We start from the raw sequence: 10,386 nt of genomic DNA on the forward strand, positions 1-10,386 counted from the left end.
GATGACGGATGCTTCACGCGCTCGACGGCGCGCGGACCGAAGGACGGGCATGACGATCGACCCCGCACGCAGTGATGCGACGCTCGTGGCGCAGGCCGCGGGCGGGAGCGAGCGTGCCTTCCGCACGCTGTACCGGACGTACGTTCGCCCCGTGTACTGGCTCGCGCACGGGCTGCTGGGCAACGCGGCCGACGCGGAGGACGTGACGCAGGAGACCTTCCTCGTCGCGTGGCGGAAGCTGCCCGGCATGGAGCTCGCGAGCGATTCGCTGCTGCCCTGGCTCGCGACGATCTGCCGGTTCCAGTCGGCCAACCGGATGCGGATGCAGCGCCGGGATCGCGAACGCACGTCGACCGCGGTCGAGGACACATTGCCGTCCACCGTCGACGTCGAGCAGCAGGTGATCGACACCGAGCTCGCGGAGCGGATCCTGCGCGAAGTGGAAGGCCTCAGTCCGCTCGATCAGGACATCTTCCGGCTTTGCGCCGCCGAAGGCTACGCGTACCAGGCGGCGGCCGATGAGCTCGGTGTCGCACACGGCGTCGTCCGCAATCGTCTCTCCCGCATCCGGACGCGCCTCCGGACCGTCGTCAAGGAGAGCACATGAACACGTCACCCATCGACGCCGCCCTGCCGGAGCTCAGCGAGGCACGCATCGACGACATCGAGAACGCCGTCTTCGCCGATATCGCTCGCGAGCGCACCGCCGAGCAGGCGCGCCGCGTGCGTCGTGGGCGCTGGGGCATCGCCGGTGGAGCGGCCGCCGCCGTCGTCGCGATCGCGGCGCTGATCTCACCCGCCGTCGGGGGCATGATCACCGCCACCGGTCAGTCGGGCGCCGACTCCGCCGTGCCGCTTGTCGCACCGGCATCCGATGGCGGAGCGTGGGCCGAGAGCGAGTCGAGCGTCTCGCGCGAAGAGCTTGCCGGCGTCGAACTGACGCCCGAGATGGATGCGGGAGGTCACCTCGACGATGCCCGCGATGTCATCACGACGGCATCTGCGTCGATCGTGGTCTCCGACGTCGCCGAGGCAGCGCGCTCCGTCTCCGACGCCGCCGTCGACCGCGGCGGCTACGTCGAGTCGATGAATGTCGGCACGACGGGCCGGACGATGACGGTAGACCCCGCGACGGGCTTCGTTCACGAGCCCTATCCCCCCGTCCCGGTCGACGGCGCCTGGGTCACCGTGCGGGTACCCGCCGGCGAGCTGACAGCGCTCGTCGACGAGCTGGCGGAATTCGGCGACGTGACGGCGTCGTCCGTGCAGCGTCAGGACGTCACGGAACAGTCCGTCGACCTGTCCGCACGCATCGATGCGGCTCGGGCCTCCGTCACCCGGCTCACCGAACTGATGGCGCTGGCGGGCGACCTGTCCGACCTCATCGCCGCCGAGTCGGCTCTCGCCGAGCGCCAGTCCGAGCTGGAATCCCTCGAGCAGCAGCTCGAGCTGCTCACGGACCAGGTGTCGCTGTCGTCGCTCACGGTCTCGCTGTCGCCGGTTACCCCCGTCGTCGAGGCCGACCCTGCGGGATTCGGCGACGGCCTCGCCGCCGGCTGGAACGGACTCGTCGCGACGCTCAACGGCATCGTCATCGCGCTGGGGTTCCTTCTCCCCTGGCTCGCCGTGGTCGGCGTCGCGGGCGCTGTCGTGTGGGCGGTCGTGCGGTCCGTGCGACGGCGCAGAGCCGCGCGGGCCGGCTGACCGCCGCCGCACGTGCCGCCGAGTTCGGAGATCGCCGCTGAGTTCGGAGATCCGCGCCGAGTTCGGAGATCCGCGCCGAGTTCGGAGCCTCGACCTGGACAGGTCCGAGCTTCGCGTGAAACTCCGAGCTTCGCGTGTAACTCCGAGCTTCGCGTGACACTCCGAGCCGCGCCGGCCGCCCCGCCTGCGGTTCTCACCCGGTCCGGGCGTTAACAGAGAAGGCCCGTCCTTACGGACGAGCCTTTTCTTGTTGGTGACCCCAGCGGGATTCGAACCCGCGTTACCGCCGTGAGAGGGCGGCGTACTAGGCCGCTATACGATGGGGCCGTTCGCGACAACCGTTCAATTGTGCCATGCCGCGGGCGCTGTTCCAAATCGGGGCGGGAGTGGCCTCGGGCCTTGCCGCGCGAGGCCCCGGCCGCTTGACTCGAGGCATGCGAGTGACCAAATTCGAGCACGCCGCGCTGCGGATCGACAAGGCCGACGGCACCCTCCTCATCGACCCGGGATCGTTCACGCTCCCCCTCGATGACCTGTCGAAAGTCGTGGCCGTCGTGCTGACGCACGAGCACCCCGACCACTGGACGAGCGAACACCTCGACCGGGCGCGCGCCGTCCACCCTGACGTGCCGATCTACGGCCCCGAGGGCGTCGCCAAGGCCGCGCCCGCATACGGGATCATCGTGGTCGAGCCCGGCGACACGGTCTCGGTGGCCCCTTTCGAGCTGCGGTTCTTCGGCGGCACGCACGCCGTCATCCACGACTCGATCCCGGTCATCGACAACGTGGGCGTGCTCGTCGACGACGCGTTCTACTACCCCGGCGACTCGTACTCCGTGCCGAAGGGCGTCGACGTCGAACTGCTGGCCGCTCCGCTCGGCGCTCCGTGGCTCAAGATCGGCGAAGCGATGGACTTCGTGGTCGCCGTCGCGCCGCGGCGCGCGTTCGGAACGCACGATATGACGCTGTCGGTCGCCGGCCGCGACATGCACCGCGCGCGTCTCGCGTGGGCGACCGAGCAGAACGGGGGAACCTTCCTCACGCTCGATCCGGGCGAGTCTACGGAGATCTGAGGCACTCGCCCAACGACAACGACGGATGCCGCGGCGGCTTCGACCCGCGGCATCCGTCGTTCGCTGTCGTAGAGACTACTCCGCGTCGAGATCGGTTTCGAGGAGGGCGACGAGTTCGTCCAGCGCCTGCTCGGCACCGTCACCCTCGGCCTTCAGCGTCACGACCGTCCCCTGCGATGCGCCCAGGCCCATGAGCGAGAGGATGCTGCCGGCGTTGAGATCCTTGCCGCCTTCGACGGCGATCGTGACGGGGATCTTCTTCTCCTGGACCGCCTGCACGAAGAGCTTCGCGGGACGCGCATGCAACCCGGAGCTGCTCGCGATGGTCGCCTGACGTTCTGCCATGGTCTCCCTCTCGTCGGAACTCATGCGGCCACAGCCGCGGCAGCCGAGGTCTCGGCCTGTTCGAGGCTCGTGCGGCCGACCCACTTCTTGAGCGCGACCACGACGAGCGCACTCACGACGGTACCGGCAACCAGCGCGACCAGGAATCCCCAGATGGGGCTGATCGCGAAGAGCACCCACACCCCGCCGTGCGGAGCCAGGGACTGCACGCCGAACGCCATCGTGAGGGCGCCCGTGACGGCGCCGCCCACCATCGAGGCGGGGATGACGCGCAGCGGGTCGGCGGCGGCGAACGGGATCGCGCCCTCGCTGATGAACGACGCGCCCAGCAGCCAGGCGGCGACGCCGTTCTCGCGCTCGACCGGGGTGAAGGACGACCGCGCGAGGACCGTCGAGGCGAGCGCCATCGCCAGCGGCGGCACCATTCCCGCTGTCATGACCGCGGCCATGATGAGGTACGGCGTGGGGTTGTCGGGCGAGCCCGCTCCCAGCCCCGCGACGGCGAAGGCGTAGGCCACCTTGTTGACCGGGCCGCCGAGATCGAAGCACATCATGAGCCCCAGGATGACCCCGACGATGATGATGCCCGCACCGCCGGCGAGGTTGGTGAGCCCGTCGTTCATGAGCTCCATGAGCGCCGCGATCGGGCGCCCCAGCAACAGGATCATCAGACCGGATGCCACGATCGAAGCCAGCAGCGGAATGATGACCACCGGCATGAGACCGCGCAGCCAGCGGGGCGCATCGAGGCGTCCCAGCCACCATGCGACGACACCGGCGAGGAGTCCGCCGATGATGCCGCCGATGAAGCCGGCGCTCATGAGCACCGCGACGGCGCCCGCGACGAAGCCGGGCGCGATGCCGGGGCGGTCGGCGATCGCGAAGGCGATGTAGCCGGCGAGAGCCGACACGAGGAAGCCCATCGAGACGTTGCCGATCATGAACGCGACCGAGCCGAGGTACTGCCCGAGCGGGCCGAACGGTGAGGTGATGTCGCCGGTCGGGAGGTTCCACAGCGCGTTCTCGGTGATGACCGTCGCGGCGTTCGCCGTCACCTCGAATCCGCCGATCGCGAAGCCGAGCGCGATCAGCAGGCCGCCGCCCGCGACGAACGGGATCATGTAGCTGACGCCCGTGAGCAGGATGCGCTGGATCTTCGCGCCCCACGACAGGTTCGCCGTCGAGGTGCTCGAGGTCGCGGTGCTGCCAGCCGCGACGCGCGCCGCCGACGGGTCCTTCGCTGCTGCGACGGCCTCCGTGATCATCGCCGCGGGCTGCTCGATCCCCCGTTTCACTCCGGAGCGGACGACGGGCTTGCCCGCGAAGCGGCCGATCTCGCGGACGTCGACGTCGTTGGCGAAGATGACGGCGTCCGCGTCGTCGATGAGCTGCTGGTCGAGCGCCTTGTAGCCGCTCGACCCCTGGGGCTCGACGACGAGGTCGACCCCCGCCTTCTTGCCGGCGGCGGTGAGCGCGTCGGCGGCCATGAACGTGTGGGCGATGCCGGTCGCACACGAAGTGACGGCGACGATGCGGGCGGGGCGTCCCTCGATCTGGAGCTCGTCGTCGGCAGAGACCGCCGCCGCGGGTGCGTCGGGGGCAGCGGCCGCGGGCGCGGCATCCGCTTCGCCGATCGCGACGCGCACGATCTCGACGACGTCGTCGTTCGTCTTGGCCGCGCGCAGACCCGCCGTGAACTCGTCCTGCATGAGGCTGCGCGCGAGCTTCGAGAGCACTGCGAGGTGCGCCTCCGCCGCACCCTCGGGCGCGGCGATGAGGAAGACGAGATCCGCTGCACCATCGGGCGCCCCGAAGTCGACTCCGGGATCCAGCCGAGCGAAGGCGAGGGACGGCGTGGTGACGGCGGCGCTCTTGGCGTGCGGGATCGCGATGCCGCCCGGCAGACCCGTCTCGTCCTTCTCTTCGCGTGCCCACGCGTCGGCGAACAGCGCCTCGGCGTCGGTCGCCCTGCCTTCGGCGGCGACGCGCGCCGCGAGGGAGCGGATGACGGCGGCCTTGTCTGGCCCCAGCTCGACATCGAGACTGACCAGTGCGGGGGTGATGGTGTCGGACACAGTGACCTCCAGGATGGGTTCTGCTTAGGGGATGCGCGTGGTGGGGATGTCGTCGTCGCCGAGGTCGGCGGGCGTCGGCACTTGGGTCCCCGGCAGGGATGCCGCGGCGGAGCCGTAGCGGATGGCGCCGGCGAGGGCGTCGGATGCGTCCGCCCCGGCGCTCTCCGCGAGCAGGAAGCCGGCCAGTGAGCTGTCGCCGGCGCCGACGGTGCTCTGCACGCGGACCCGCGGTGCCGCCGCCGCCCACGCGCCATCGGCGTCGATGTAGGCCGCGCCGGCCGAGCCGAGGGTGACGAGGGCCGATCGCACACGGGCGGGGACGATCGTCCGCGCGACGTCGACGACGGTCGCCGCGAGGTCACCGTCGGGCAACGCGACCGACGCCAGCTCGGCGAGCTCTTCGTCGTTGGGTTTGATGAGATCCGGATGCCCCGACGCGACGACGGCGTGCAGAGCAGGCCCGGAGGTGTCGACCGCGATGCGCGGGGACCCGTCGCCGTGCGCGCTGCGCACGGCGCGGATCACGTCGACGTAGAAGTCGTCGCCGACACCCGGCGGCAAAGACCCCGCGAGCACGAGCCACCGCGCCCCCGCGGTGGCTTCGACCGTCGCGTCGACGATCGCCCGGGCATCCGCGTCGGCGAGGGCGGCACCGACGAGGTTGAGCTTGGTCGTCTGCCCGGAAGGATCCGTGATCGCGATGTTGGCGCGCGCGGCGCCGTCGATCGGCACGGTCCGCGCCGGCACACCGGACGCCCTCAGGGCCGAGCCGAAGGGATCGCCGTCGGCGAGAGGCAGCACGGCGAGCGTCTCGGCACCGGCTGCCGCGACGACTCGCGCCACGTTGATGCCTTTGCCCCCGGCATCCTCTCTCTGCCGAAGCGCCTGCTGGACCTCGCCCGGCCGCAGCGGTGCCGGGAGCACGATCGTGCGGTCGAGCGACGGATTGACCGTCAAGGTCACGATCATGTGAGCCACACCTCCACGTCGGCCTCCGCAAGAGCTGCGGCGAGCGGCTCTTCGGGGGCGGCATCGGTCACGAGCACGTCGATCTCGGACAGATCCGCGAACGAGACGAGCAGTTCGCGGTCGAGCTTCTCGGCATCGGTCACGACGACGACACGGCGCGCGGCGCGGACGATCGCCGACTTGACGGCGGCCTCTTCGGGATCCGGCGTGCTGAACCCGAACCCCGCGGACACGCCGTTGGTGCCGACGAAGGCGACATCCGGGCGCAGACTCTCGATCGCACGGACGGTCCCCGAGCCGACGGCGGCGGCCGTGAGCCCTCGCAGCCGCCCGCCGATGAGGGTGAGCGCGACGTTCGAAACGCTCGCGATCGTGTGGGCGATCGGAAGTGCGTGCGTGACGACGTCGATCGGCGCGCCGGGCAGGCGCGTAGCGAGCTCTGCAGCCACAGCGGCGGTCGTCGATCCGGCATCGAAGAAGATCGACCCGCGGAACCCCGGCGCGACGGCGTCCAGCGCGCGACTCGCGATCGCCGCCTTCGCGGACGCGTGCCGTCTGCGCCGGTCGGCCAGCGACGGCTCGACGGTGCTGGCACCGTCGACGGGCACGGCGCCGCCGTGCACGCGACGGAGCGCACCGGCTTCTTCGAGCAGCCCCAGGTCACGGCGCACCGTCTCGGTCGTGACCTCGAATCGACGGGCGAGGTCCACGACCCGGACACGCCCCTCTTGCGCGATGAGCCGCTCGATGAGCGCATGACGTTCGGTCGCGTACATGTGGGTCTCCCGGGAAACTTTCCCACACAGTACAACTTAGTCCCACATAAAACAAGATCTCCGGTGATCCAGAGGGCTACGAGAAGACGGCGAGGCCGTACAGCACGAAGACCATGAGATGCGCACCGCCGTGGAGGGCCGTCGTCTTCCTGCCGAGGAACGACGTGGCCGACAGCATCACCGTGATCGCGAGCAGCGCGAGATCGACCGGACTCTCGGCGAGCACCACGATCTGTCCGGTCAGCAGGCCGATCGCGAGGACGGCGGGGATCGTCACGCCGACCGTCGAGACGAGAGCGCCGTGGCAGAGATTGCTCACCCGCTGGATCTCGCCGATGTACGCGGCGCTGATCGTCGTGATCGTCTCGGGCAGGAACACGATCATCGCGATCAGGATGCCCGAGAGCGCGACGGGCGCGCCGAGGCGGCCGAGTCCTTCGTCGAGCAATGAGGCCATGTCGTGCGACAGCAGGACGATGGGAACCACCGTGAGAACGAGCACGAGCGTGCGTGCGAGCACCTCGACGCGGTGCGTCTTCAGGATCGCGCGGATATCGGCGCGCGGTTTGTCCGGTGACGACACGGATGCCGCGGGGTCCGGCGCGTCGAGCACTTCGCGGAAGTCGTCGCGCTGCGCCCCCATCTGCCGCCACAGGAAGAAGACGTACAGCGCGACGGTCAGCAGGAGGATGAGGACCGCCTGTCCAGACGTGTACGCCCCGTCGACCCCGATGAGAGCGGGCAAAGCGAACGCCGTCGTGAGCAGCACGATCAGCAGCGACAGATACGACGACACCCCCGTGCGATTCGGCCGAAGCCCGCCATGACGGATGCCGCCCACCACCAGCGCGACGCCGACGACGAGGTTGAGGATGATCATCGACACGGCCATCACCGAGTCGCGCGCGATCGTCGGGTGCTCCCCCGGCCCCAGCATGACGGCCGAGATGAGGATGACCTCGATGACGACGATCGACAGCGTGAGGATGAGGGTGCCGTAGGGATCGCCGAGCCTGCGGGCCAGGTGCTCCGCCTGGGCGACGACGCCGAACGCGCATACGACGATGACCGCGATGATCCCCGCGAGCAGCGCAAACAGCGTCGGAGTCGAGAGATGGCTCTGCAGAACCGGGCGCAGCAGCACCAGAACCCCGAAAGCGATCCAGCCCAGCAGCAGCTGGAGGATGGCGGCCGGCGTGAGGATCGCACGGAGATGGGAGATGACCTGCATGGATCACTGCCTCGTCTGCGGGCCGTCCCGACGAAAGTCCTGACGAACGGGTCGTCCCGCTCGATGCCTTCGACGAATCCTATCGCGCCGGTGCTCTTCACTCCGCGGACGCGATCGATCAGGATCGGAGAAGCAGACGCGCGACACCGACCGTACTGTGCTGTGCAGACACCATCCTTCCGACGGGAGAACAGCCATGAGCAAGACGAACGGATTCACTGACGACGAGCGGGCGGCGATGAAGCAGCGCGCCGAGGAGCTTCGCTCGACGAAGGGCCTGAAGGGAGCTGCGAAGCGCGCGCGGGAGCTCGAGGCGTGCGTCGAGGCGATCGATGCGCTCGAGGGCACCGACAAGCAGATCGCGGTGGCCCTCAACGCGATCGTCATGGAAGAAGCGTCCCACCTCGACCCCAAGACGATGTACGGCTTCCCCTCGTATGCGCGCGACGGCAAGGTCGTCGTGTTCTACCAGCCGGCATCCAAATTCGACACTCGCTACGGCACCATCTCGTTCGACGAGGCGGCCAACATCGACGACGGCGAGATGTGGGCGACGTCGTTCGCGGTGCTGGAGATGACCCCCGCGGTCGAGAAGAAGATCCGCGCGCTCGTGAAGAAGGCGGTCAGCGACTAAGAGCGTGCACGATCGCGCCGAGCAGTGACGACGGCGCGCCCACCGGATGCACGGTGGTCGCGCCGTCGTCTCCGTTGATCGAGTCCGCCTCAGCCTCCGTACGGGCCGTACTCGACGGTCAGCGGTTCGGTGAAGCTCGCGCCGTCGCGCTCGCCCGTCGAGGTGACGGTGAGAGCACCGGCGGGCACCGACGCCGCCCTCGTGTTGAGAGAGACCGACACCGTCGCGCCGGGTCCGACGTTCGTGAACGTCTTCGACCCGAACGCGGCATCGACCTTCACCGTCACGGCGACATCCGACGGGTTGTCCACCGCGACCGACAGGTACGCGTTCGATCCGAGCGTGCGCGGCGTGACCGTGACCCGCGGGGCGTCAGGACCGGTCCCCTGCACCTGCTCGCCGTCGTAGTGCAGACGGCCCGTCTCGTCCTTGCTCCACTTCGAGAACCACTGCTCCCAGACATCCCACATCGTGTCCACCGACACGTTGTGGTCGCGCCCCGCCGTGAAGCCGTACATGTAGAGCGGAATGCCCTGGGCGTTCTCCCACCGCTGCAGCGTCGTGCGCTGGAGTTGTCCGACCCCGGTCTGCGTCGAGTCGGACGCATCCACGTGTCCGACGTGGTTGCGGTTGATCCAGTACGAGGCGACGTTGCGCACGCTGCCGGGTGCCGACAGGTAGGGGTTCCACAGGTCGATCTCGCCCATGTTCAAGAACATCGGCACGATCGAGTTCCCGGCATCCGGCGTCGGGTTCGAGGACCCGCCGTTGCCGGCGATGGCGGTGAAGTACTCCGGCATCCGGTAGGCCATGCCGTGCGTGAACATCGAGCCGTTCGAGTGGCCGATCGCGAACCGGCGGCCCGGGTCGGTGTTGTAGTCCTCGTCGATGACGGCGGTCAGCTTCTTGATGAACTCGTAGTCGTCGGCCTGCCGCTCGAGGCCGGTGTTGTTCTGGTTCCAGCCCAACGTGAGCGACGACTGGTACTGGGCACACGGTACGACGACGGTGAAGCCGTACTCATCGGCGATCTCCCACCACCGCGTGGCGTCGAAGAAGAGGGTGCATGGCTGGGTGGAACCGGCATGGACGTAGACGACGGGCGCGCCGCCTTCGGCCGCAGCCGCCTGCTCGTTCTCATAGACGACGTACTGGCGCTTCCACACCTGCCCATCGTCTTCCGTGACGATCAGGTTCTTGACGTCGACGCCGAGCTCTTCGTAATCAGGACGAGTGCCGAGCACGTTCCCGTAGATCGACGTGTTGTCGTAGCGCGTGTACGACGTCAGGAACTGCGCAATCCGCTGCGTGAGCTCGTGATCGTCGACCGCGACGTCGCCTTCCCGCACCGCGACCTGCGACACCCGCTCGCTGTAGGCGGTCGGGAAGCGGTCGGAGTCTGCCTTCTGGCGGAAGGACTGGCCGTATGCGCTGGCGGCGGCGTCGGCGACGACGTCGTTCGCGTGCTTCCAGTACGAGACCGACGAGCCTGTCAAATGGTCTGTGTAAGGGGTGAGGCTTCACCCTGAAGGAGACACTGATGACTATGAATGCTGTTAGCCCGGAGCGCGAGGAACGT

The 10,386-nt window shown here is 69.0% G+C and carries 10 protein-coding genes and 1 tRNA gene; 4 read left to right on the plus strand and 7 right to left on the minus strand.

All coding sequences use genetic code 11. From position 1 onward, the window contains the following. The first annotated feature begins 49 nt into the window (after window positions 1-49). Window positions 50-607: an RNA polymerase sigma factor gene (locus ACWIBS_RS07295; protein WP_376130599.1), complete on the plus strand. Its 558-nt coding sequence runs from the start codon at window positions 50-52 to the stop codon at window positions 605-607. After that, window positions 604-1,704: a DUF4349 domain-containing protein gene (locus ACWIBS_RS07300; protein WP_376130596.1), complete on the plus strand. Its 1,101-nt coding sequence runs from the start codon at window positions 604-606 to the stop codon at window positions 1,702-1,704. The genes ACWIBS_RS07295 and ACWIBS_RS07300 overlap by 4 nt, the downstream gene beginning before the upstream one ends. Window positions 1,705-1,955: 251 nt before the next feature. On the opposite strand, the gene ACWIBS_RS07305 is transcribed toward ACWIBS_RS07300, so the two are convergent. Further along, window positions 1,956-2,031: transfer RNA gene (locus ACWIBS_RS07305), tRNA-Glu, on the minus strand. 107 nt (window positions 2,032-2,138) lie between these two features. Here ACWIBS_RS07305 and ACWIBS_RS07310 point away from each other — a divergent pair. Further along, entirely contained in the window at window positions 2,139-2,777 is a 639-nt protein-coding gene (locus ACWIBS_RS07310; RefSeq protein ID WP_376130593.1) for an MBL fold metallo-hydrolase, read from the plus strand. A 75-nt stretch (window positions 2,778-2,852) separates the two neighbouring features. On the opposite strand, the gene ACWIBS_RS07315 is transcribed toward ACWIBS_RS07310, so the two are convergent. The 5 genes from ACWIBS_RS07315 to ACWIBS_RS07335 form a co-directional block, all read right to left on the minus strand. Next, on the minus strand, window positions 2,853-3,122 hold the full coding sequence (locus tag ACWIBS_RS07315; RefSeq protein WP_376130590.1) for an HPr family phosphocarrier protein: 270 nt from the start codon (window positions 3,120-3,122) through the stop codon (window positions 2,853-2,855). Between the two features lie 20 nt (window positions 3,123-3,142). After that, window positions 3,143-5,197: a PTS fructose transporter subunit IIABC gene (locus ACWIBS_RS07320; protein WP_376130587.1), complete on the minus strand. Its 2,055-nt coding sequence runs from the start codon at window positions 5,195-5,197 to the stop codon at window positions 3,143-3,145. A gap of 24 nt (window positions 5,198-5,221) precedes the next feature. Further along, complete coding sequence (locus ACWIBS_RS07325) at window positions 5,222-6,166, minus strand: hexose kinase (protein WP_376130584.1); 945 nt, start codon at window positions 6,164-6,166, stop codon at window positions 5,222-5,224. Next, complete coding sequence (locus ACWIBS_RS07330; protein WP_376130581.1) at window positions 6,163-6,942, minus strand: DeoR/GlpR family DNA-binding transcription regulator; 780 nt, start codon at window positions 6,940-6,942, stop codon at window positions 6,163-6,165. The genes ACWIBS_RS07325 and ACWIBS_RS07330 overlap by 4 nt, the downstream gene beginning before the upstream one ends. 76 nt (window positions 6,943-7,018) lie before the next feature. Then, a complete protein-coding gene (locus ACWIBS_RS07335) occupies window positions 7,019-8,173 on the minus strand; it encodes a calcium:proton antiporter (protein WP_376130578.1) in 1,155 nt (384 codons plus the stop codon). Between the two features lie 196 nt (window positions 8,174-8,369). On the opposite strand from ACWIBS_RS07335, the gene ACWIBS_RS07340 reads away from it, so the two are divergent. Further along, a complete protein-coding gene (locus ACWIBS_RS07340) occupies window positions 8,370-8,807 on the plus strand; it encodes a hypothetical protein (protein ID WP_376130576.1) in 438 nt (145 codons plus the stop codon). A gap of 89 nt (window positions 8,808-8,896) precedes the next feature. On the opposite strand, the gene ACWIBS_RS07345 is transcribed toward ACWIBS_RS07340, so the two are convergent. Further along, window positions 8,897-10,303: an alpha/beta hydrolase-fold protein gene (locus ACWIBS_RS07345; protein ID WP_376130573.1), complete on the minus strand. Its 1,407-nt coding sequence runs from the start codon at window positions 10,301-10,303 to the stop codon at window positions 8,897-8,899. Between the last annotated feature and the right edge of the window lie 83 nt (window positions 10,304-10,386).

The organism is Microbacterium sp. NPDC055442 (assembly GCF_053644215.1).

Bases quoted from the DNA above. Each gene is read 5' to 3' on its own strand.
- ACWIBS_RS07295 (WP_376130599.1), top strand. From the start codon at position 50: ATGACGATCGACCCCGCACGCAGTGATGCGACGCTCGTGGCGCAGGCC.
- ACWIBS_RS07300 (WP_376130596.1), top strand. From the start codon at position 604: ATGAACACGTCACCCATCGACGCCGCCCTGCCGGAGCTCAGCGAGGCA.
- ACWIBS_RS07310 (WP_376130593.1), top strand. From the start codon at position 2,139: ATGCGAGTGACCAAATTCGAGCACGCCGCGCTGCGGATCGACAAGGCC.
- ACWIBS_RS07315 (WP_376130590.1), bottom strand. From the start codon at position 3,122: ATGGCAGAACGTCAGGCGACCATCGCGAGCAGCTCCGGGTTGCATGCG.
- ACWIBS_RS07325 (WP_376130584.1), bottom strand. From the start codon at position 6,166: ATGATCGTGACCTTGACGGTCAATCCGTCGCTCGACCGCACGATCGTG.
- ACWIBS_RS07330 (WP_376130581.1), bottom strand. From the start codon at position 6,942: ATGTACGCGACCGAACGTCATGCGCTCATCGAGCGGCTCATCGCGCAA.
- ACWIBS_RS07335 (WP_376130578.1), bottom strand. From the start codon at position 8,173: ATGCAGGTCATCTCCCATCTCCGTGCGATCCTCACGCCGGCCGCCATC.
- ACWIBS_RS07340 (WP_376130576.1), top strand. From the start codon at position 8,370: ATGAGCAAGACGAACGGATTCACTGACGACGAGCGGGCGGCGATGAAG.